This window comes from Natronococcus sp. CG52, from assembly GCF_023913515.1.
Lineage (GTDB): Archaea > Halobacteriota > Halobacteria > Halobacteriales > Natrialbaceae > Natronococcus > Natronococcus zhouii.
This window is the reverse complement of record NZ_CP099391.1, coordinates 2,595,334-2,618,026: the sequence shown is the minus strand read 5'-3', so window position 1 is coordinate 2,618,026 and position 22,693 is coordinate 2,595,334. Positions and strand designations below refer to the sequence as shown.

The window sequence follows — 22,693 nt, the reverse complement described above, 5'->3', positions numbered from 1 at the left end:
ACGATGAGTACGAAATCCACTTACCGACACACGGTCGATTCGTTCAAGAACGCGCTCGGACTCGGCGAGCAGACGATCGAAACCTCCCTGTTCGAGCGACTGGTCTTCTACATCGCGCTGGGCCTGTCGCTGTTCGTCACGCTGTTTCCGTTCTACTACATGACCGTGGCGAGTCTGACGCCCGAGGCGAATCTCTACTCGCTGCCGCCGACGCTACTCCCCGACGAGATCACGCTGACGCACTACCGGACGGTGTTCGGCCCCGAGACGTTCCCGTTCCTCACCTACTTCAAGAACAGCTTTATCGTCGCCACGATTACTGCCGGCGCCTCGGTGCTCGTCGCCACGTTCGGCGCTTACAGTTTCGCGCGACTGGACTATGCGGGGCGCGGGATCTTCTCTCGAGGCGTGCTCATGGTCTACATGTTCTCGGGGATCCTCCTCGTGGTCCCGATGTTCCAGGTGATCGTCTGGCTCGGCTTCGTCGACTCGCTGTGGAGCCTCTTTATCACCTACCTCGTGCAGACGCTGCCGGTCTCGCTGTACATGCTCGGCAACTACTTCCGGTCGATCCCCGAGGAGATCGAAGAAGCGGCGATCATGGACGGCTACTCGCGCCTCGAGGTGATCTTCAAAATCACGCTGCCGCTGTCGGCCCCGGCGATCGTGGCGGTGTTCTTCTTCACCTTCATGATCGCGTGGAACGAGTACCTGTTCGCCAGTATCTTCCTCGAGTCCCAGGGCGTCTACACGCTGCCGATCGGAATCGAGGCACTCGCGTCGGGCTTCCACCAGGTCTGGGGCGAGATCATGGCAGCCTCGCTGCTGACGAGCGTTCCGCTGATCGTGATGTTCATGTATCTAGAAAAATTCATGGTCGAGGGGCTGACCTTCGGCGCGGTGGAGGGCTAACATGTCCGGAAATACGACCACCGACGCTGCGACCGACGCGTTGAGTTCCGACGCGAACGCCGAGATCCGACTCGACGGCGTCACGAAACGCTTCGGCGATCTCGTTGCGGTCGACGACCTCGAATTGACGATTCGGGACGGCGAGTTCCTCGTCCTCCTGGGGCCCTCCGGCTGCGGGAAGTCGACGACGCTGCGCATGATCGCCGGCCTCGAGATGCCCTCCGATGGGCGCATCGAGATCGGCGGCGAGGACGTCACCGAGACGCTTCCCCAGCAACGAGAACTCTCGATGGTGTTCCAGAGCTACGCGCTGTACCCCCACAAGTCGATCCGGGGGAACCTCGAGTTCCCGCTGGCCAAGATGGACGTCGACAACGTCGACGAGCGCGTGCAGCGGACGGCCGAGCTGCTCGAGATCGACGACTTGCTCGAGCAGAAGCCGGGCCAGCTCTCCGGCGGGCAGCGCCAGCGCGTCGCACTCGGCCGGACGATCGTCCGCGAGCCGCGCGCGTTCCTCATGGACGAGCCGCTGTCGAATCTCGACGCCAAACTCCGCGTCCAGACGCGCTCGGAACTGCGTCGCCTCCAGCAGCAACTGGGGACGACGACCGTGTACGTGACGCACGACCAGGAGGAGGCGATGAGTCTCGCCGATCGTATCGCGGTGATGGACGGCGGCGAACTCCAGCAGGTCGGCACCCCGAAGGAAGTCTACGAGAATCCGACGAACGAGTTCGTCGCGGGCTTCCTCGGCGAGCCGCCGATGAATTTCCTCGCTCCTGACCACCTCGCGGCCGACGAGCCGGCACTAGCCGACGCGACGACGATCGGGATCCGTCCCGAAGACGTCAGCGTCGTCGAGGAGACCGGTGTCGCAAACGGCGGGTCCCGAAACGAACACGCGTCCGCCGAGGAGCAGCGTCCTGACGGAGGCGACCGGCCAGCCGGCACACGGACAGTCGAACTCGAAGGCGACGCGATCGTCGTCGAACCGCTTGGCAACGCCTACGAGATCGAGTTCGACTGTGGCGGCGAGTCCGTGACGGCGCGACTTCGCCAGCGACCGACTCACGTCGACCCCGGGACGACCGCGACGTTGCGGTTTCCGGCGGCGGCGATCCATCGCTTCGACGAACACGGCGAGGTGATCGATCGGTGATCCCCGACGACTGTGCGCTCGCCATCGCGGACGGCGTCGTCGCCGTCGTCGACGAGTTCGGCGACGTCCGAGACAGCCACGGCGAAAACGGCATCTACACGAGCGATGTCCAGTATCTCCGCGAGTTCGCTGTTCGACCGACGGACCGGGATGAGCCGACGACCGGCTGGGATCGAATCGCCCGTCGAGCGGGGCCCGACGGCGTGACGACCGTTCTGGCCAGCGGCGCGGTCGGTGACGGTCGAGGCGACGCCCGCCCGTTGCTGCTCGAGAAACGACTCGTTCCCGACGCGAGTGGCGTCACGCTGACGACGACCGTCGAGAACTACACCACTGACCGCCGCACGGTCGATGTCGAGGTGACCGCCCGGTCCTCGTTTCGCCACGTGTTCGAGTGTCCCGGCTTTTTCGCCCCACGCGAGCCCGTCGACCGGACGCTCGACGTTCGCGAGCGACCCGACGGGGCCACACTGACAGCCGACTGTCCCGACGAGACGACGCGACGTGCGACGATCGACGTGACGGACGCGGCGGCGGTCGCGACGAGCACCGCCGACGATGTCGGGACGACGATCACCGCGACGCTTCCGGTTCCACCCGGAGACACCGCCACGATCACCGCCTCGGCAACGTTCGCCCCGGCGCGTGCCCCGTCCGACGGACGGGCGGCGCCCGGCGTGTCGACCCAGCCGTCATCACCGCTGTTCGACGCTGCCGCTGACACGCTGACCGCACTGATGCTTCCCGATGGCGTGCCGGCCGCCGGCGCCCCGCGCTTTCTGGCCCCGTTCGGCCGGGACGCGCTGCTGGTCGCGTTTCAGACGCTGCCGTTCGTGCCGCAGCTCACCCGGCGAACCATCGAGTATTTTGCCGGTCAGCAGGGGACGACGACCGACGCCACAACCCTCGAGGAGCCGGGGAAGATCCCGCACGAGACCCGCCACGGCGACCGACCTGCCGTCGGAAAATCGATTCGCGCACCGTACTACGGGACGGTCGACGCGACCCCGCTGTACGCGGCCCTCGTCGCCGCCTACGGCGAGTGGGCCGGTGCGGACGCCGTGACCGACGGTCTCTATGCCGCCGCGGTCGACGCCGCCGAGTGGATCTGCGAGGCGAGCGGGCCCGACGGCCTGCTTCGATACGACCCGCACGATCACGAGCACGGGCTCGCTCACCTCGGCTGGAAAGACAGCTCGCGGGCGCTCGCGCGTCCCGACGGCACCCCTGCCACGCCGCCGATCGCACTGGCGGAGGTACAAGGGTACGCCTATCGGGCGTTGTGCGACGTCGCTGAATTGGCCGCCAGTCGTGGCGACGACATCCTGCACGATCGGTTTGCCGCACGCGCCGACGACGTCCGCGATCGGTTCGACGAGGCGTTCTGGCTGCCCGACGAGCGGTGTTACGCGCTGGCGCTCGACGACGACGGTGTCGTCGAGAGCGTCGCTTCGAATCAGGGCCACGCGCTGTGGGCCGGTATCGCGCCGGACGACCGTGCAGATGCCGTGATCGATCGGCTGCTCGAGCCCGACATGCTCACCGACGCCGGCATTCGGACGTTCGCGGAATCGCACGACGCGTTCGATCCGCTCTCGTACCACCGGGGCAGCGTCTGGCCTCACGATACGAGCTTCGCAGCGATGGGGTTCGCCCGCTACGGTCGTGACGACGCCGTCGCCACGCTCGTCGGCCGCGGACTCGACGCGCTGGAAGCCAGCGCCACGACCGATCCCGACCGATGGGGTTTTCCGGAGTTGATGGTCGGCCTCGACGCCCCCACGCTCGAGACCGGCCGCGTACACCATCCGGATTCCTGCGAACCGGCCGCCTGGAGCGCGGGGAGCGCGTTCGGCTTCGTTCGGGCAGCACTCGGGATCGGCGTTCGTGACGGGGCCCCCGTCGCTCAGCCGGCGCTCCCGGACCGATTCGAGGCCGTCCACGCGACGGTTCGGTGCCACGACGTGCCCTACGCAGTACGGTGTACCGACAATTCGATCGTGATGGCTCCGACGACCGACCGAACCGGCTCGCGGGGACCGATGCGATCGTCGCGAACAACGAGCGGTGATTAGCAATGGCAGAACTCACAGTACACGACGTTACGAAAGTCTACGACGATACGGACGGGTCAGTAACCGCCGTTGACGACCTCACGCTGACCGTCCAGGACGGCGAGTTTCTCGTGCTGGTCGGTCCCTCCGGCTGCGGGAAGTCGACGACGCTGCGCATGATCGCCGGCCTCGAGACGATTACCGACGGCGAGGTCACGATCGGCGACCGAACGGTCCACCATCTGGCACCGAGCGAGCGAGATATCGCGATGGTGTTCCAGAGTTACGCGCTGTACAAGCGCATGACCGCCCGCGGAAACCTCGGTTACGGCCTGAAACACTCGACCGACCTGAACGCTGACGAGCGCGACCGGCGGGTGACCGAGACCGCGGAGTTGCTCGGCATCGAGGACCTGCTCGAGGACAAACCGGAAGCGATGAGCGGCGGCCAGAAACAGCGCGTCGCGCTCGGCCGGGCGATCGTCCGTGAGCCGTCGGTGTTCTTACTCGACGAACCGCTGTCGAACCTGGACGCCAAACTGCGATCGCACATGCGGACCGAACTCCAGCGGATCCAGGAGGAACTGGACGTGACAGCGGTGTACGTCACGCACGACCAGACCGAGGCGATGACGATGGCCGATCGGCTCGCGATCATGAACGACGGCGTCCTCCAGCAGGTCGCTCCCCCGGAGGTCGCCTACGATCATCCGGCCAACGAGTTCGTCGGCACGTTCCTCGGCAGTCCGGCGATGAACGTCTTCGACGCCGTCGTCAGGGAGCGCGGCGACGAGTACGTCGTCGAGCGCGATACCATCTCGTTTGCCCGGCTCCCGACCGACGCCGTCGACCGCAATCTCCTCGATACCGACGTGCGACTCGGCCTGCGTCCGGAGGACCTCCACGTCGGGGATCCACCCCACGACACGGAGACGGTGTGCCGGTTCGAGGCGACGGTGACCGTCTCGGAGTACCAGGGCAACGATAACTTCGTCTACCTGGAAGCGGGCGATCGAAACCGAACGCTGACCGCGCGCGTTCCCCCGGCGGTCTACCCCGATCCGGGAACTGACGTCGAGGTCGCAGTCGCCGCGGAAGACGTCTACCTGTTCGAGCCGGCGACCGGCGACGCGATCAAAACCCGCGGTATCGGCGCCGAACGTGTCGAGACACGACCAACGTAATACAGCTACTCTTTGAATGAGGTATACAGACCATTCCACCGATGACGGAATCGTAGCGGACCACGTCGAGGCGCCGATGGCCGAGCCATCGTTCCACCTCGAGGTGCTCGACGAACTGACCTTCGACGCCGAGATCGACGGCGCGGTGCCGCTCGCCAGTCTCCCCGACAACAGGTACCCGTACGTTTACCCGCGCGACGTGGCCTCGATTACGCGCGCCTGGCTCGCCGCGATCGAAACCGGCGTCCAGCCAGAGGCGTGTCGGGACCACATCGTCGCAGCCGCCCGCTTTTTCGCCGCCGTCCAGTCAGACGGCTGGTGGTATCAGCGTTACGCGCTCGACGGCACCGATACCTCGATCTATGTACAAGAGGACAACGTCGCCCACGGCATCCGCGTGCTTTCGCACGCGATTCAGGCGATGGCCGAGTGTGGCGATCTATCAGGGCGTAGCGCCGGTGGCCCGCTCGACGAACCGTTTCTCGAGACGCTCGTCGACCGGATCGGCGCCGCCGTCGCTGTGCTCCGAGACGAATGCTACGATGCCAACGCCCATCTCCTCGAGAGCACCTCCAGTATCCACGAAGGGCGCATCGAATCGGGGTACACGCTCTGGGTCAACTGCGCCGCGCTCGCCGCCTCGAGACGGGCGGCCGACGCGCTCGACCGGCTCGAGTCGGACACAGTCGACCTCGATGGCGTCACGGCCGTTCGCGACCGAATCGACTCGTTCCGGACGCTGCTTGAAGGCGGGGTCGAACGCAGCTTCGCCGTCGAGGGGATGCCCGTCCCGCGGCGGTACTCCCCCGACGGAGAACGCGACGAGCGCCCCGACATCACGCTGTTCGCGCCGTACTACTTCGGACTCGAAGATCTGTTCGGCGAGCACGCCGCACGCGCGGCCACCCGGGCGGCGAGTTCCCTCGAGGACCCGCGACTGGGTGGGATCCAACGGTTCCGAGGCTTCTACCGTGATTTCGACGTCCACCAGCACGGTGGTAACGGTCCGTGGATGCAGTACACAGCCTGGCACGCGCAGTTCCGTTTCGACCAGGCGGAGCGCGAGCGTGGCGACGCGGTGCTGGCGACGGTGACGCGCCACGCCGACGAGCGTGGCTACATCCCAGAGCACCTCTCGACGCGCGAACGCTTCGAGCAGTTCGTCGAGCAGGAGTGGGATACCGGACTCGACTACGAGAAGGAGTTCGACGACGACGTGCTTCGGGACGTCCCACAGGATCGCATCGTCGAGGAACTCGGGCACATGCAACGAGCCTACGACGAGATGGCAGCCGCACTCGAAGAGCGGGAGGTAATTTCCTTCGCGGAGCCGCTGGCGTGGTGTCACGCGGAGTTTCTGGTCGCGCTGTTGCGCCGCGATCGAGGGGCCTGATCGCGGGTAGGGACCAGTTCGACGGCTAACGGATCACCGCGCTCCCCACGCCTCCCTGTGGCGGCGGTCGCCGGACGCGTAACGGGTGGCTCCCGTGCGAACTCCGGCGCTACAAACGAGCGCGACAGAGCGGCAGATTCGGCTGACCGAATCCGAGCCGTCTGTCTGACTGCGCATTCGTTTGTCAGCGTGCCGATCCGAACAGGAGACAGCAAGAACCGTATCACGACGGCGTGATCGTCCGACTCTCGGCCCGCTGACGGATCGTTCGAAAGTCTCACCGCGCGACTGAGCGGCTTGGATACCGTTCCATCAGTTCTACTACCTAACACGAAATTCAGATAATAATACACGAAGTCAGTTCCAAAAGTAATAACCAGAATAACTAAACAGTACCGCTCCTGTTACTGTTGGTATGTTGATTGTGGAGACTGTCTGGGGAACAACCGTCAGCGGGGGAACGCGGTCAGGTGCGGCTCGGGTGACGGCGTAATGTGTGGGATTATCGGTTATACGGGCGACGACCGATCGACGGTCGATGTCTTGCTCACTGGCCTCGAGGGGCTCGAGTATCGGGGCTACGACTCGGCGGGCGTCGCGCTGGCCGACAGCAAACTCGACGTCCACAAGCGCGAGGGCGCGGTAGAAGCGCTCGAGGCGGCACTGCCCGACGGCAGCGTCAGTAGTGCGGCCGGTCTCGGCCATACCCGCTGGAGTACCCACGGACCGCCGTCGGACGCCAACGCCCATCCCCACACCGACGAGGACGGCCGAGTCGCGGTCGTCCACAACGGGATCATCGAAAACTACCGGACGCTGCGCGACGAGCTCGCGGCGCGAGGCCACGACTTCGCGAGTGACACCGACACCGAAGTCATCCCGCACCTGATCGAGGAGGCCCTCGAGACGGGCGCCGACCGCGAGAGCGCGTTCCGAGAGGCGGTCGCGCAGCTGGACGGCAGTTACGCTGTCGCAGCGGTGTTTCAGGGAAGCGAGACCGTCTACGCCGCCCGTCGCGAGTCGCCGCTGGTGCTCGGGGTCGGCGACGACGGCCACTACCTGGCGAGCGACGTCCCCGCATTCATCGAGTACACTGACGAAGTGATCTACCTCGAGGACGGCGAATTCGCGACGATTGCACCCGACGGTGTCACGGTGACCGACGAAGCGGGGACCGTCGTCGAGACGTCGGTCGAACGGATCGCGTGGGATCCCGAGGACGCGGCCAAAAGCGGCTACGACCACTACATGAAAAAGGAGATCCACGAGCAGCCGCGGGCGATCCGCCAGTGTCTTCGCGGCCGCGTCGCGGAGTTCGAGGGTGCAATTACGCTCGAGGAGGTGGCTGAACTCGAGCCCGCGGGGATGGTCCAGCTCGTCGCCTGCGGCACCTCCTCCTACGCCGCGCGCTACGGCGCCCGCTTGCTGCGCGAGCGCGGCGTGCCAACGCAGTCGTTCCTCGCCAGCGAGTATCGTGCCGACGCGGTGCCGATCGACGAGGACACACTCGTCATCGGCGTCACCCAGAGCGGCGAGACCGCGGACACGATGCGTGCCTTGCGAGAGGCTAACAGGTCAGGAGGAACGACGCTTGCGCTGACCAACACTGTGGGGAGTTCGGCCGCCCGCGAGTGTGATCGCGTCTGCTACATCCGGGCCGGGCCCGAGATCGGCGTCGCCGCAACGAAGACGTTCGCGAGCCAGCAGGTCGCATTGGCGCTTGTCGCAGGCGCGTTGACCGGCGACGCCACCCCGGCGTTCCTCGAGGCGCTGCGCGGACTGCCGGACCAAGTGCAGTCGATCCTCGACGACTCGCACGCCCGTGAGGTCGCCGACGCGTACGTCGACGCCGACGCCTTCTTCTTCATTGGCCGGGAGTACACCGCGCCGGTCGCCTTCGAAGGTGCGCTGAAGATGAAGGAGATTACGTACAAGCACGCCGAGGGGTTCGCCGCCGGCGAGTTGAAGCACGGGCCACTGGCGCTCGTGAGTCAGGACACGCCCGTCTTTGCGCTCCTGACCGAGGGCTCACGCCTGAAGAAGACGCTGGGCAACGTCAAAGAGGTCGAAGCTCGCGAGGCGCCCGTCGTCGCGGTGACCGACGCGCCGGGTACCGTTGAGCGGTATGCGGATCACGTCCTCGAGGTCCCCTCGACGCATCCGCAGCTGACGCCGGTATTGGCGAACGTCCAGTTGCAACTGGTCTCCTACTGGGTCGCCAATCGGCTCGGCCGGCCGATCGACAAACCGCGCAATCTGGCGAAGAGCGTAACTGTCGAGTAGGATCCGTCCTGAACTGAACCGCTTTCTGCGTTCGAACGGGTCGCTCAGAGTCGGGACCAGCTACTGCTCGCGAACCCAGTCGACGGTTCGCTCGGGGCCTACCCCGATTAGACGGTCCCGATCCTCGACGAGATCGGCGGTAAAGGCGCGATGTCGGCCGCTCAAGTCGCCGAGAGTACGGATCTGGTTGTGACGGGCCTTCCGAACTCTGACATCGTCGAAGACGTATTTTGTGGTGTTCGTGCCAAAAATCGACCTTCTCAGCGGGTGTAGACTGGATCGAGTTGAGTTTTGTGGAGCGAGAGCGGATACTGCATCGACTGAGGGAGCTCGGTATTCGCCTTCATCTTGCTGAGCTATCGCCTTCGAATACAGTTCGGGAATTAGAGGAGTTTGATTGCTATCGGTCGTGAAAGCAGGAAATTGGGACCTGTCGAACGTATCCTCAGAGAAGTAACGCGCCGAACCTCTCGCTACTGAACTATTTCAATCACACGAGACTATCGACCGTAGAATCGCGGTTCCAAGCTTTCACAATCCGTCACGATGCTCAACGTAAACACTACCGTTTTCGTCGATCCACCCGACTAGTTATAGTTGACAATATAGAAAAAGCACTAATATCTTGCTCGGGAAACAGGAACCGATAGGGCCCAGATGCCAGTTCAATACTCGAGGGTGACCGAACTGTGAGCAATCGTTCGGTTCCAACGCTTGCAGACGTCCGATCGGTGCTCTCACGGAATCGACTTCGGATCGCGTTCATCGCCCTACTCCTCCTTTTAGCGGCCGTACTCGCTAGTGCAGCGACAGAAGACGGTCTCTCGACTGCGTCGGAAGCGGACGTTCCAAACGCACAGGAGACGGAGAATCACACGGTCATCACCGAATCGGGGCGTGCAGGGACGATTACCGCTTACACGCCCGACGGCGAGGTCATGTACTATAACAATACGCGAACGAAATATTTCGACGTCGATCCGACCGAAGATGACCCGCTGACCGTTGAGTACACCGCAACGGACACGATCTATACCGAGGGGCCGACGTGCAGCGATCCACCATGTTCGCTGAACGTCCTCGAGCGAGTCGACCTCGAGACCGGCGAAACCGAAGTACTCTACGAACGCTACGACTACAAGGAGACCGCCGGCGAGTGGCACGATGCGACCCGCATCAACGAAACGCGCGTAGCCATCGCCGATATCGTCGCGGATCAGGTGTTCGTCGTGAACACCGAAACGGAGGTCGTCGACTGGCTCTGGGATGCCCAGAGCGATTTCCCCGTCGAGGAAGCTGGCCCGTATCCGGAAGACTGGGCGCACATCAACGACGTCGAGTACATCGAGGAAGGTGAGAACGAGGGACGAATCATGGCCAGCCTTCGGAATCAGGATCAGGTCGTCTTCCTCGATCCGGAGGAGGGACTGATCGACGACTGGACGCTCGGGAGCGAGAACGACTACGACACCCAGTACGAACAGCACAACCCCGACTATATCGCCGAATCTCGGGGCGGGCCAGCCGTCGTCGTCGCCGACTCCGAGAACGGGCGGGTCCAGGAGTTCCAGCGCGAGGATGGTGAGTGGAACCGGACCTGGCAGTGGGCGGACGATCGGATTCAGTGGCCTCGTGATGCTGACCGGCTTCCCAACGGGAACACGCTCATCGTCGACTCCCACGGTAACCGTGTGATTGAGGTCAACGCATCGGGCGACATCGTGTGGGAGGTCGGGTCGACGCTCCCCTACGATGCTGAACGCCTCGAAACCGGCGAAGAGAGCGAGGGTGGCCAGAGCGCGGCTGAGCTCGGGCTCGAGTCCCGCACGGCCGACGACGATGACGATGACGGCGACGGCGGCGGCGGTGGCGACGGGTTCGAACTCAATCCGCTCGAGCATCTCGGTGACCTCCTCGAGGAGCACCTCCCCCACCGAATTTACAACGGTCTCCTCTTTATATCGCCGATCTGGGTGGGATCGACCGAGCTCGCCGCTATCGGCGTCGCGCTCCTCTCCGGATTGACGTGGGTCGGGTTAGAGATCAGGTGGCAACTTCGCGACGCCGGAATCCGGTTCCGGCTCCCGTTCTATCGACGGGACGGCTGATTTAAACGAGGTGATAGTGCCCGAAGACGAGGAGATGGCCACCGAGGAGGTAGAGGGCGGCGAGGATCGATTGGAAGGACAGCGAACCGATCACTGACAGCGCGACGAACGAGCGCCCGTTCATCTCCGAAAGCCCGGCAGGAACAGTGAGTAGTCCCCTGACGAACAACATCGTATTGCTCCCGGCGACGGCGATGGGACCCCAGCGGTCGAACCAGCCGTCGAATCGCTCGAGTCGCGATTCCGTGAGCGGGAACCATCGCTTCTGAATGACGTACTCCCGTCCAGCACGGCGGACGAGATAGAACAGGATGGCCTGTCCGATCGTCGTCCCGACGACTGCGATAGCGACGATTACGACCGTCTCGGGGATCGACGAGCCGATCAGCACGAGCGCGCTCGGAACGACGAGTTCGCTCGGCATGAATCGTAACATCATCGCACCCTCGAGGATACAGATTCCGAGCAACACTACGAACGCGAGTTCCGACGTGAACAACGACTCGAGCCACGTCGGTGTCTCGTCGAGTTGTAGCGGTACCAGTACGAGTTCCATTGTCAGTCCCTAATTTCGTATTGTTGGTTTGGACCGTAATATTCGCTTCGCCAGTATCGACGTACTTTCAGGTTCGGAACACGGTTCCCGATCCCGGCGTCGACCGCACGTGACGGGCACGAGCTATGGTGACGCCGGCCGTAGGTGGTTCGATGGACGCGTTCCGAATCCTGTTTCTCGCGGGAGCGTTCAGCACGCACGCGATCGTCGCCTGTGTCCTCGTTCGAGTATTTACGGACGCCGATCCGCGAATCGGGGTCGTTCTCGGCCTCCTTCCGGACGCGGACTTTTGCTTTCCCGCGGAGTGGGGGTGGCCGTTCGTCCACCGCGGACTCACCCACACGCCTCTGTTCGCCCTGGCGATCGTCCTCGCCGCCTACGCGCTCTCCCGCAACCGGACGGACGCGCTGGCCGCCGGACTGGCGATCGGCTCGCATCTCGTAATCGACTCGCTCTCGCCCGCCGGGATCGACTGGCTCTTCCCGCTCGAGACGACGTGGAGCGGTGGGATCGCGGTTCACGGAGCGACCGCGACGGTCCTGCTCTGGGCGGCGTCGATCGGACTCCTCGCGTGGCGGACGGACGCCCTGCCCTCGATTCGGTGACGGACCCCTCGAGGCGCTATCGATCGAGGCGGTCGTCTCGTCACGATTTCGATCCGGGAAGCAGCCACGAGGGGCGTGACGTGGACTCTTCCGAATGTCGATTAGCTCGGGTGGACGAACGCCGTCGGCGGTCCGATCGTAACGAGCAGCGACGCGATCAGCGCCGACAGGCCGACGAGTAGAACGACTCGATTGATCCGGCTGTTCCTGGATTTGAACCAGTCGAGCGTGACGTGGAATCGCGAGAGGGGGGCGAAGGGGCTGATCCCCATCGGTGTCACCACGTCGCCCGCGAGGTGGGCGAGGACGCTACAGGTTCCGACGACGAAGCCGAACTGGAACGCCTGCGGGGTCGAGCGGGCGGCAAGCGCGGTTCCGCCGCCGGCGAGCAGTCCGACGAGGGCGGCGAACCAGACCGTGTGCGTCGGTCCGCGGTGAGGGAGCCGCGGCAGAAACTGATCGATATCCGGCAGGTTTGCGATACCGACGGCGATCACTGCACCCACCAGCGCTATCTCGAGCGACCAGTAGCGGCTCACCAGCGGGACGAACGGGGCGTACAGCAACGCGTTGAATCCGGCGTGACCTCCCCGATACATGTCGAGTAGACGGTCGACTATCCGTGCCGGACGGGGATTAACCGATCGGTCGACTCGGCGATCGAGCGGTCACCGAAGCGTCCGGACGCCGAACGCCGACACCGACACGCCGCCGATCAGGACGGGCATCCAGTAGATCGCGCCCCGAAAGATGAGGACGGCCGCCGTGACGGCCGACGCCTCGATGCCGGTCGTCGGCACGAGCAGCGTGACGAACGCGGCTTCGACCCCGCCGAGCCCGCCCGGGAGCGGGGCTGCACCGGCGAGGTTGGCCAGTGGAATCACGAATAACAGGACGTACGGTGGGACGCTGTACCCGAGGGCGGCGAACGCCGCCGCGAGTGCGGCCGTCTGGAAGAGCCAGCCGGCCAGCGAGAGCCCGACGGCGGCGGCGAGACGCCACCGGTCAGTCGCGACGCGCTCGATGTTCCCGAAGAATCGTCGGATCCGGTCCGCGAGATCCCCCTCGAGCGTAGCGGGGTCGGACCCGGCGAATCGGCCGACGCGGGGTGCAACGATGGCCGGGAGGCGGTCGATTACCGTCTGCCGGTGCCGCCAAACGAGCGCGAGACCGAGGACGATCCCGCCGATCAGTGCGAGCGCCGAGCCGACGGCGGTCTCGAGGCGTTCACTGACGGCGGTAGTGGTCGCGTAGTAGCCGACGCCAACGAGGACGAGCGAGACGGAGGGGATGACGTTGAGGACGTCGACGCTCGCGATGCCGGCGAGGCCGGTCTCGTAGCGAGAATCGGAGACCTTCGAGATGAGTGCCGCAGCAACCGGCTCTCCGCCGGCCTGGCCAAAGGGGGTGACGTTGTTGGCGAAGACGGCGCCGGCGTAGACGAAAAACGCCGTGGAGATCGGAACGTCGACGCCGAGCGCGGTAAGGACGGTCCGGAGCATCAGACTCCAGGCGGCCAGCCAGCACAGCGCGAGCGCGAACGTCACGACGACCAGGGACGGCTCCGCGGACAGGAGCGAGTCGATGACGCGATCCGCCCCGACGACGAAGAACAGAACGGCAAAGACGGTGATGGCCCCGAACCCTCCGAGAAGAAATGCGCGCCGATTTCGCTCGTCCATGGCTGATATGGCTCGCTAGCGAACTTGAAACGACTGATTGCTGCCGGCAGGAGAACTGACGAATTTCGTCGGTGATTCACCCTTCAATCGTTTTATCGAGACGGGGCTCGTCGTTACCGGTAATGGATCGAACCCGTCAGTCGAACGTTCTCTTCGTCGTGCTGGATACGGTTCGGAAGGACCGGCTCGGTCCGTACGGCTACGAGCGGGAGACGACGCCGGAACTCTCCGCGTTCGCCGAGGAAGCGACAGTCTTCGAGTCGGCTGTCGCACCCGCCCCGTGGACCTTGCCGGTTCACGCCTCGCTGTTTACGGGACGTTATCCGAGCCAGCACGGAGCTGACCAGGAGAGTCCCTACCTCGACGACGACGACACGACGCTCGCGTCGATTCTGTCGGTGGCGGGCTACGACACGGCGTGTTACTCCTCGAACGCCTGGATCACTCCCTACACCGGTCTCACCGACGGGTTCGACGAGCAGGATTCGTTCTTCGAGGTCCTCCCCGGTGACGTCCTCTCAGGGCCGCTAGCAACTGCCTGGCAGGCCGTCAACGACAACGGTTATCTCCGCGAACTGGCGTCGAAGCTCGTCAGAATCGGCGCGATGGCCCACGAAAAACTCGCCAGCAGCGAGGGTGCTGATTCGAAGACGCCGTCGGTTATCGATCGAACGCAGTCCTTCATCGACGACAGCGAGAGCGACCAAGGGTGGTTCGCGTTCGTCAACCTGATGGACGCCCACTTGCCCTACTACCCACCCGAAAAGTACCGCGAGAAGTTTGCCTCGGGCGTCGATCCCGACGACATCTGCCAGAACTCTAAGGAGTATAATTCGGGTGCTCGAGACATCAGCGACGAGGAGTGGGAGGCCATCCGGGGACTCTACGACGCCGAAATTGCCCACATGGACGCTGAACTCGGCCGACTGTTCGCGTGGCTGCGCGAAACCGGCCAGTGGGAGGAGACGACCGTCGTCGTTGCGGCCGACCACGGCGAACTCCACGGCGAACACGACCTTTACGGTCACGAGTTCGCCCTCTACGACGAACTCATCAACGTCCCGCTCCTGGTGAAACACCCCGATCTCGAGGCCGACCGACGTGACGATCTCGTCGAGTTGCTCGATTGTTATCACACGGTCCTCGACGCGTTAGACGTCGACCCTGGTGCCGTCGAGACGGACGTCGCCGGCGACGCGACCGCTCGTGATTCGACGCGCTCGCTGCTCTCGAGTGAATACCGGGCGTTCGGGAGCGCCTCCAAGATGGATCCCGGCCAGCGCGCCGTTCTCAAGGGTGACGACAACGGTGACTACGCGTTCGTCGAGTACGCCCAGCCAGTCATCGAACTCCACCACTTAGAAGAGAAGGCGACCGAGGCCGGTATCGACCTCCCCGACGACCACCGGGCCTACTCGCGGCTGCGCGCCGCTCGCAGCACCGACGCGAAGTACGTCCGTGCGGACCGTATCCCTGACGAGGCCTACCGCCTCGACGAGGATCCAGATGAGGAAACGCCGGTCGACGCAACGGACGACGGGATCGTCGACGCGACCGAACGGGCGCTCGCTCGCTTCGAGAACGCCGTCGGTAGCGCGTGGGACGACCCGAACGAGACGGATCCCGACGATGTCGACGCGCTGTCCAAGGCCGACCAGGAGACTCGCGACCGACTGCGCGAACTCGGCTATCTCGAGTGATATGTCGCCTGGATCGATCGATTTCGATTTGCTATCGCAGAAGAGACATTTCACACTATATGACTGTTACAGTAACTGTCCAAATACCAACAAGAATATGTAGATCAACATGAAAGAAGCTAGTAAGCGATGGAGGATCAGCGCTTCCTCGAGGCAGAATGGGACTATTGCTTCGTGCTGGACGCGTGTCGGTACGACGTGTTCAGTGAGGTTTACGGCGAGTATCTAGACGGGACGCTAGAAAAATGCCGGAGTGCCGGTTCGTCGACGCCGGAGTGGGCCTATCGGACGTTCGATGGTGACCACGACATCGCGTACTTCTCGGGAAACCCTTTTATCAACGATTTGGGTATCCCACTAAACGAACTCAAGTGGGGGGCCAGCTGTGACTACGAGTGGTCGGCCGCTGACCACCTCAGCGACGTTTTCGACGTCTGGAAGACCGGTTGGGATGACGAGCTCGGAACGGTACCGCCGGAGAGTCTCGAGGAAGCGTTCCGGTCGCATTCTGAGGCTGTCGAACGAGCTGATCGGACGGTGCTCCACTACATGCAGCCGCACGCGCCCTATCTCTCTCGCGGGAAGGGACAGAAACTCAAGCAAATACAGAGAGGCATTCGGAGACAGGTAGAAGACGAAGAGGCGGCCGACTGCGGGGACGGCGCGCTCTCGTCCCTCGGAGACACCGTCCGTCCGAAAGTGGAGCGCAAACTCGAGAGCAGCGAACTCGCGCAAAAAGCAGGTCTCTGGCTCGAACTCGATCCCGCTGATCTCGTCAGGAACGGCACCCGGAAGGCGGCCCTCGAACTGTACGAGGAGAACCTTCGAATCGTACTCGAGAGCATCGCCGACCTGATCCCGAAACTGAACGGGCGGGTCGTCGTGACCGCCGACCACGGGGAAGCCTTCGGCGAGGAAGGCGTCTGGGAACACCACATCGAGACGCACATCCCGCCGCTCATGGAGGTACCGTGGCTCGAAGTCGAGTAACCGACCGCCGTGACCGACCGAGCGCAACAGTCGTCGGTCCACACTGGCGGTTTCGACCGATCAAGGGTGACTCAGAATGTCCGGAATGAAGATCAACCACTACTTCGAGTTCAAGGAGTACGTCACCGGCGGCATCCACGAGTCGGTCGCCCATCAGCGGAAGATACTGGATCGACTGGACCTGCAGTACACAACTGATCCAACCCTCGATGCCGACGTATTCCACTGCAACCTTATGGGACCTCGGTCGATCTGGTGTGCGAATCAGGCGCAATCGCGTGACATACCAATCGTCGCCCACACGCACGTTACAGCCGAAGACTTCGGGGATAGCTTCCGCTTTACTAACGCTCTCGCCAAACCGCTGAAACCGTACCTCGAGTGGGCATACGGGCTGGCCGACGCCCTGGTCTGCCCCTCGGAGCACAACCGACGGCTGATCGAAACCTACACGGACACGCCGACGACCGTCATCTCGAACGGTGTCGATTGCGAGAAACTCGAAGGGTTCGAGTCCCTCGAGTCGGAGTACCGCGAGCGATACAATCTTGAACCTCCCGTCGTCTTTCTCGTCGGCCACGCCATCAAACGCAAGGGACTCGAGACGTTCGTCGAGCTGGCTCGCCGGCTGCCCGACCTGGACTTCGCGTGGTTCGGTCCGCTGAACCTCTCGTTGAAGGGCCGAGCGACCACACGGTTGATCGAAGAGTCACCAGAGAACTGCACGTTCACTGGCTACATCGACGACATTCGCGGTGCGTACGCGGCGGGCGATATCTTTTGCTTCCCGACGTACGAGGAGAACGAAGGGATCGCACTGCTGGAAGCGATGACCGCGGGCAAACCGGTTCTCGTCCGCGACATCGAGACGTTCTCGTGGCTCGAGGACGGCGAGGACTGCCTGAAGGTGTCGGGACCGGAGTCAGAATCGGGGTCGGGGCCGAGATTGGAGTCGAGAGTCGACGCGTTCGAAGATGCCCTCGAACGGCTCGAGAACCCAAAACTCCGGCGTCGACTCGGATCGAACGCGGCCGACCGGAGCGAACGGTTCTCGCTCGAGGCGGTTGCGAACCAGTACCAGTCCCTGTACGAGGAGGTGGTCTGAATGAAAATTGGATTCTTTACAGACAGTTACTTCCCCGAGATCGACGGTGTAACGTACACGATCAAGCTCTGGCGAGAGAAGTTAGAACGGAAGGGGTACGAAGTGTACGTCGTCTACCCGGATGGCGACTACGAACCCGGTGGTCGCGAGATCCCGGTCAGATCGCTTCCCAACCCCTTCTACGCCGGCTACCGAATTCCACTCTTCAGGCGGCCGTCGACGCTCCCCGAACTCGACATCGTCCACTGTCACGGTCCCGCACCGGTCAGTATCCTCGGGCGCTACTACGCTCGGAAACACGGTCTGCCGACGATTTACACCCACCACACGCCTCTCGAGGAGTACTTCCACCAGAGTGTCAGACTCGAGTCGGTTGCCAACGCAATCGCGAAACTGTACGTCCCCCTGGAGAACGCGTTCCTCGAACGTTTCGACATCGTGACTGCCTCGACGGAGCGGATCGAACGTGATGTCAACCACGTCCCGCTCCCGGTGGGAATCGACATGGAATTCTTCCAGGCGACTGATGAGGACTGGTATTCCGCCGTCGATCAGCCCGTAATCGGTTACAGCGGTCGCCTCAGTATGGAGAAAAACGTCAGCGATATCCTCGAGGTTGCCGAGGAGTTACCGGAGTACGAGTTTGTCATCGTCGGCGAGGGTCCATACCGCGACTGTCTCGAACGGAACGCGCCGAACAACGTTGAACTCCGGGAGTTCCTCCCTCGAAAAGAGTTACCGATCTTTTACTCCTCGATCGATACGTTCGTAACCGCCTCGACCGCCGATACGCTCGGACTGTCCACGCTCGAGGCTAACGCCTGTGGCACACCCGTTGCCGCGGCCGACGTCGCGCCCTTCGACCGAACGATCGCTTCCGCCAACGGCGAACGCTTCGAGTACGGCGATATCGAAAGAATGGCCGACGCCATCGAGACGTGCCTCCGAACGGATCGCGACGCCAGAGCGGCCGTCGAACGGTACGATGTTCGTCGCACACTGGATCACCTCGAGCACCTGTACCGGAGCATTCAGACATCGTCGGACGAGACTCCGGTAACAAGTCCTCTGAATCGGCTGGACGTTCCCCGTTGACTGCGCGTGTCGTGGAAGTTCAGAACTCGGTACAGACCGGGATTCCCATCGTGTCGTACTCGCCGAGACGATCCAGCACGTCGGGAACTTCCTCGAGTGAGCAGGTCTCTGTAACGATCTTTCCCGGTTCGAGCGTTCCGCCGTCCATCATCCGGAAGATTTCGTCGTACTCGTTCGGTGGCATGCCGTAGGAGCCGTAGAACTCGCGTTCGTCGGTGACCATCGTGTCGACCGGGATGGACACTTCGCCGCCCTCCTCGGAGGTAGTCATCCCGATCTGAAGGTGTTGGCCGCCCTTGCTGAGCGAATCGACCGAATTGCGGACCGTCTCTGCAATTCCGAGCGCATCGATCGAGACGTCGACGCCGCGGCTCATGTCAGTGTGCGATTTGACGGCTTGCGATACGTCGTCGACGTCGGCGACGTGGACCGTCTCGACGGCACCCAGTTCCCGGGCCAGTTCGAGTTTGTCGGGGACGACGTCGACGGCGATGACGTTGGCACCGAGCACGCTAGCGATGTGGACTGCGGAGAGACCGACGCCGCCACAGCCGTGGACTGCGACCCAGTCGCCGGGGGTGACGTCCACACGGTGGACGACTCCGTGAAACGCGGTCGCGAACCGACAGCCGAGACCCGCGACCTCGGCCGGATCGACCGACTCGGGAACGGACACGAGGTTCTGGTCGGCGTTCCGGACGGGATACTCCTCGGCGAACGCGCCCTGCTGGAACGAGACGAATCCCATCGGCACCGATTTCTCGCAGATGTTCGCCCGTCCCGCCCGACAGTACGGACACGTCCCGTCGCTCAAGTTGAACGGGTTCGTTACGAGGTCGCCTTCGTCGAAGCGCTCGACGTCGTCGCCGACGTCGACGACGCGGCCGACGGGTTCGTGCCCGAAGATCAGCCCCTGCGTCGGGATCAACCCGATCCAGTCCCAGTCACCTTGCCAGGCGTGCCAGTCGCTTCGACAGACCCCGCAGGCCTCCGTTTCGACGACGACGCCGTGGTCCTCGCACTCCGGTCGGTCGACCTCCCGTACCTCGAGCGGTTCGTTCACGCCCTGGAAGACTACTGCTTTCACACCGTTTCGCACGACGTCTTCGACCATAAAGTTAATTATTAATAATTATAAATAATTGGGGTGTTGTCGCTGTCGGTCGGTCGAAACGGACCGGCTTCGTCCGCGCGGCCGCTCAGCCGAACTTCGGCACCCCGCCGAGGTTCACCTTGACCGTCTTCACCTGCGAGTAGTCCTCGAGCGCCTCCTCGGCGAGTTCGCGACCCATGCCGCTCTCCTTGTACCCGCCGTGGGGCGCCGGATCGAACAGGTCGTTGTAGGTGTTGATCCAGACCGTTCCGGCCTCGAGGTCTGCGGCGAACTCGTGGGCCGTTCCGAGGTCTTCGGTCCAGACGCCCGCGGCGAGCCCGTAGGTCGTGTCGTTCGCGCGGCGGAGGACTTCCTCGCGATCGCTCCACTCGAAGACGGACAGTACGGGCCCGAACACTTCCTCACGGCCAACGGTCGCATCGTCGTCCACGTCGGTCAGCACCGTCGGCTGGACGAACGGCGCACCTTCGAGGTCGTCGTCGATCGCCTCGCTCTCGCCGCCGGCGAACAGCGTGGCGCCGTCGGCGACAGCAGTATCGACGTAGTCACGAACGGTCGCCGCGTGCGTGTGGTCGATCATCGGCCCGACGTCGGTCGTCGGACCGAGCGGATCGCCGACCTCGAGGTCCGCGACCGCGTCCCGGAGTCGATCGAGGAACTCGTCTCGAACCGCTTCGTGGAGGTACAGTCGCGAGCCGGCGGTACACTGCTGACCGGAGTTGAAGAAGATGCTTACGAGCGTCCCCTCGATCGCCTTCTCGAGGTCGGCGTCCGGGAAGACGATGTTCGGGCTTTTCCCGCCGAGTTCGAGCGACGTCGGCGTAATCGTCCGGGCGGCGTTCTCGAGGGTAGCGACGCCCGACGCGTACGACCCGGTCAGGGTCAACTTGTCGATTCCTTCGTGGGCGGTCATCGCCGCACCGACCTCCTCACCGAAGCCCGTGACGACGTTGATCGTCCCCGGCGGGAGGACCCGGTCACAGAGACGCGCGATCTCGAGCGTCGACAGCGCGGCTCGTTCGGACGGTTTGAAGACGACGGTGTTCCCGGCAGCCAGCGCCGGGCCGAGTTTCCACGCGACGAACATCGCGGGGAAGTTCCACGCGGAGATAGTACCGACGACGCCGTAGGGCTCGTGGCTCGTAAAGACGCGTTTCTCGTCGCTCGTCGGTACGACGCGACCCTCGTCGACCGACCGCGCGAGTGCGGCGAAGTGTCGGAACTGCTCGATCAGCACTTCGCAGTCGACGAACAGGGCGTGGACGTTCGGCTTCCCCGCCTCGAGGCCGTCGATCTTCGCGATCTCCGTCTTTCGTTCTTCGATCCGATCGGCGATCTCCTCGAGGCGTTCGGCGCGTTGCTTGGGAGAGAGTTGCCCCCAGCTTCCGTCGAACGCCTTCCTCGCGGCCTCGACGGCCCGGTCGACGTCCTCCGGGGTGCCGATCCGGACCGTCGCGAGCGGCTCGCCCGTCGTCGCGTCGATCGCGACGCCTTCCTCGCCGTCGACGCCGTCGACCCAGTCGCCGTCGATCAGATGTCCGTACCGATCCCGCGAGAGGACCGCGTCGGCCGTCGACCGATGGCGCTCGAGGATGTCGTCGCCGACGTCGTAGCGGTCTCCCTCGTAGAACGCCTCCTGCATGGATCAGCGTCCCCCCGTCCGATCCCGGTTGCGGTCGGTGAGCGGATCCGACCCCGGCGGCCGAACGACCGTCTCGCCGCGGGCGCCGGCCGTCGACTCGCGCGAGCCCGCAATTCGATCCGAGCTCCCTTTCACCCGTGTGGAATTGGCACGCATAGCCTGTAGCGGTGCCATCATCCCCGGCAATCGTTAGCGTGACCCCTCGGAAACGCGGTTATCTTTAAACGCTGCCCGACCGCACCTCGCCGGTGTGATCGGAAGAGATTCGCTATCGTTCAACCGAATCCATCACGAAAACTGTCACGAACGTCACCCAGTGAAAATATTCACTAGATAAGTACACTTTCTTCGGGACCGACCGTCGTAGTACGGGAGGCAATCGCCGCAGACGGCCGGTTCGACGGGCGAACCGCTACCGGCCGCCCCCTGTCGTGCCGGACTCGGATGCGGCGTTCACGCGCAGCAGGCGGGTTCGTCTCCCAGCGCAGGTGAACGAAATGAGACAAGCCAAACGGGATGTGACAGTCAGGATCGACACGCCGGACGCTATCGCGCGCCAGCAGATGGGGTTCGGGGACGCGAGCCAGTACGGAGAGCTCAGCGGCGAATACTTCACGCTAGCTTCGGGGACGGATATCACGCCGCTCCTGGAGGGACTCGAGGACGATCGCTGTCAGTGCCCTCACTGGGGATACGTCCTGGAGGGAACGCTCACCGCCAGCTACACGAACGGAAGCGAGGACGTAACCGAGGCCGGCGAGCTGTTCTACTGGCCGCCGGGCCACACGGTTCGAGCGAACGACGACTCCGAGATCGTCATGTTCAGCCCGCAGGACGAACACGCTGCGGTCCTCGAACACATGGCAGAGAAACTGGACGAGAGTGCCTAATGGGACGATCCACGTCGGTGCCGACGGATCCGGAGCAGGGTACGGCGGTCGCGTGTCCACAGTGCGACGAACGCGTGGCGGTATCGGTGCCGGATAACGAGGTCGAACCGACGGCGAGCCCGTCCGTCGCAGCGTTCGGAGACCACAGCGTCGTCCACTGTCCTGCCGGGCACAAATTCTGGGTGAACTACTGCTGAGGGCGGACGTCGTTTCGCCGTCTC

Annotated in this window: 20 protein-coding genes and 1 pseudogene; 15 read left to right on the top strand and 6 right to left on the bottom strand. The window is 63.7% G+C overall.

The annotated features are described in order from the left end of the window. The first annotated feature begins 3 nt into the window (after positions 1-3). From NED97_RS13190 to NED97_RS13155, 8 genes and pseudogenes are all read left to right on the top strand, one after another. Entirely contained in the window at positions 4-912 is a 909-nt protein-coding gene (locus NED97_RS13190; RefSeq protein ID WP_252487486.1) for a carbohydrate ABC transporter permease, read from the top strand. Between the two features lies 1 nt (position 913). Beyond that, positions 914-2,071 (top strand): ABC transporter ATP-binding protein, encoded by a 1,158-nt coding sequence (locus tag NED97_RS13185; protein WP_252487485.1) that lies wholly within the window; start codon positions 914-916, stop codon positions 2,069-2,071. Continuing rightward, positions 2,068-4,146, top strand: a complete 2,079-nt coding sequence (locus NED97_RS13180; RefSeq protein WP_252487484.1) for an MGH1-like glycoside hydrolase domain-containing protein — start codon at positions 2,068-2,070, stop codon at positions 4,144-4,146. Before NED97_RS13185 ends, NED97_RS13180 begins: the two co-directional genes overlap by 4 nt. Before the next feature lie 2 nt (positions 4,147-4,148). Next, positions 4,149-5,309, top strand: coding sequence for an ABC transporter ATP-binding protein (locus NED97_RS13175; RefSeq protein WP_252487483.1), 1,161 nt, complete (start codon positions 4,149-4,151; stop codon positions 5,307-5,309). Between the two features lie 76 nt (positions 5,310-5,385). Further along, positions 5,386-6,702, top strand: coding sequence for a glucoamylase (locus NED97_RS13170; protein WP_252487482.1), 1,317 nt, complete (start codon positions 5,386-5,388; stop codon positions 6,700-6,702). A gap of 492 nt (positions 6,703-7,194) precedes the next feature. Beyond that, entirely contained in the window at positions 7,195-8,985 is a 1,791-nt protein-coding gene (glmS, locus tag NED97_RS13165; RefSeq protein ID WP_252487481.1) for a glutamine--fructose-6-phosphate transaminase (isomerizing), read from the top strand. Positions 8,986-9,226: 241 nt separating this feature from the next. After that, positions 9,227-9,395: pseudogene (locus NED97_RS13160) on the top strand (IS6 family transposase); the annotation flags it as partial. Positions 9,396-9,674: 279 nt separating this feature from the next. Then, positions 9,675-11,093 carry an aryl-sulfate sulfotransferase gene (locus NED97_RS13155; RefSeq protein WP_252487480.1) on the top strand — a complete coding sequence of 473 codons (1,419 nt, stop codon included), beginning with the start codon at positions 9,675-9,677 and terminating at the stop codon, positions 11,091-11,093. Between the two features lies 1 nt (position 11,094). Here NED97_RS13155 and NED97_RS13150 read toward each other — a convergent pair whose 3' ends face one another. Continuing rightward, positions 11,095-11,637: a DedA family protein gene (locus NED97_RS13150; protein WP_252490625.1), complete on the bottom strand. Its 543-nt coding sequence runs from the start codon at positions 11,635-11,637 to the stop codon at positions 11,095-11,097. A 164-nt stretch (positions 11,638-11,801) separates the two neighbouring features. Here NED97_RS13150 and NED97_RS13145 point away from each other — a divergent pair, with 164 nt between their 5' ends. After that, positions 11,802-12,254: a metal-dependent hydrolase gene (locus NED97_RS13145; RefSeq protein ID WP_252487479.1), complete on the top strand. Its 453-nt coding sequence runs from the start codon at positions 11,802-11,804 to the stop codon at positions 12,252-12,254. A 101-nt stretch (positions 12,255-12,355) separates the two neighbouring features. On the opposite strand, the gene NED97_RS13140 is transcribed toward NED97_RS13145, so the two are convergent. After that, the gene (locus NED97_RS13140; RefSeq protein WP_252487478.1) at positions 12,356-12,853 is read right to left on the bottom strand and encodes a metal-dependent hydrolase; all 498 of its coding nucleotides are present in this window, start codon (positions 12,851-12,853) and stop codon (positions 12,356-12,358) included. Positions 12,854-12,922: 69 nt separating this feature from the next. Beyond that, positions 12,923-13,936 (bottom strand): lysylphosphatidylglycerol synthase transmembrane domain-containing protein, encoded by a 1,014-nt coding sequence (locus NED97_RS13135; protein WP_252487477.1) that lies wholly within the window; start codon positions 13,934-13,936, stop codon positions 12,923-12,925. Between the two features lie 122 nt (positions 13,937-14,058). Here NED97_RS13135 and NED97_RS13130 point away from each other — a divergent pair, with 122 nt between their 5' ends. From NED97_RS13130 to NED97_RS13115, 4 genes are all read left to right on the top strand, one after another. Further along, on the top strand, positions 14,059-15,636 hold the full coding sequence (locus NED97_RS13130; protein WP_252487476.1) for a sulfatase: 1,578 nt from the start codon (positions 14,059-14,061) through the stop codon (positions 15,634-15,636). 129 nt (positions 15,637-15,765) lie between these two features. Beyond that, positions 15,766-16,626 (top strand): hypothetical protein, encoded by an 861-nt coding sequence (locus NED97_RS13125; protein WP_252487475.1) that lies wholly within the window; start codon positions 15,766-15,768, stop codon positions 16,624-16,626. A gap of 85 nt (positions 16,627-16,711) precedes the next feature. Continuing rightward, a complete protein-coding gene (locus NED97_RS13120) occupies positions 16,712-17,731 on the top strand; it encodes a glycosyltransferase family 4 protein (protein WP_252490624.1) in 1,020 nt (339 codons plus the stop codon). Next, positions 17,732-18,826, top strand: coding sequence for a glycosyltransferase (locus NED97_RS13115; RefSeq protein ID WP_252487474.1), 1,095 nt, complete (start codon positions 17,732-17,734; stop codon positions 18,824-18,826). A gap of 19 nt (positions 18,827-18,845) precedes the next feature. On the opposite strand, the gene NED97_RS13110 is transcribed toward NED97_RS13115, so the two are convergent. The 3 genes from NED97_RS13110 to NED97_RS13100 form a co-directional block, all read right to left on the bottom strand. After that, the gene (locus tag NED97_RS13110; RefSeq protein ID WP_252487473.1) at positions 18,846-19,913 is read right to left on the bottom strand and encodes a zinc-dependent alcohol dehydrogenase family protein; all 1,068 of its coding nucleotides are present in this window, start codon (positions 19,911-19,913) and stop codon (positions 18,846-18,848) included. Positions 19,914-20,025: 112 nt separating this feature from the next. After that, positions 20,026-21,582 carry an aldehyde dehydrogenase family protein gene (locus tag NED97_RS13105; RefSeq protein WP_252487472.1) on the bottom strand — a complete coding sequence of 519 codons (1,557 nt, stop codon included), beginning with the start codon at positions 21,580-21,582 and terminating at the stop codon, positions 20,026-20,028. Positions 21,583-21,585: 3 nt separating this feature from the next. Continuing rightward, positions 21,586-21,738, bottom strand: coding sequence for a hypothetical protein (locus NED97_RS13100; RefSeq protein ID WP_252487471.1), 153 nt, complete (start codon positions 21,736-21,738; stop codon positions 21,586-21,588). Between the two features lie 362 nt (positions 21,739-22,100). Here NED97_RS13100 and NED97_RS13095 point away from each other — a divergent pair, with 362 nt between their 5' ends. Next, positions 22,101-22,472: a cupin domain-containing protein gene (locus NED97_RS13095; protein WP_252487470.1), complete on the top strand. Its 372-nt coding sequence runs from the start codon at positions 22,101-22,103 to the stop codon at positions 22,470-22,472. Beyond that, positions 22,472-22,669 carry a hypothetical protein gene (locus NED97_RS13090; protein ID WP_252487469.1) on the top strand — a complete coding sequence of 66 codons (198 nt, stop codon included), beginning with the start codon at positions 22,472-22,474 and terminating at the stop codon, positions 22,667-22,669. The genes NED97_RS13095 and NED97_RS13090 overlap by 1 nt, the downstream gene beginning before the upstream one ends. Positions 22,670-22,693: the final 24 nt, after the last annotated feature.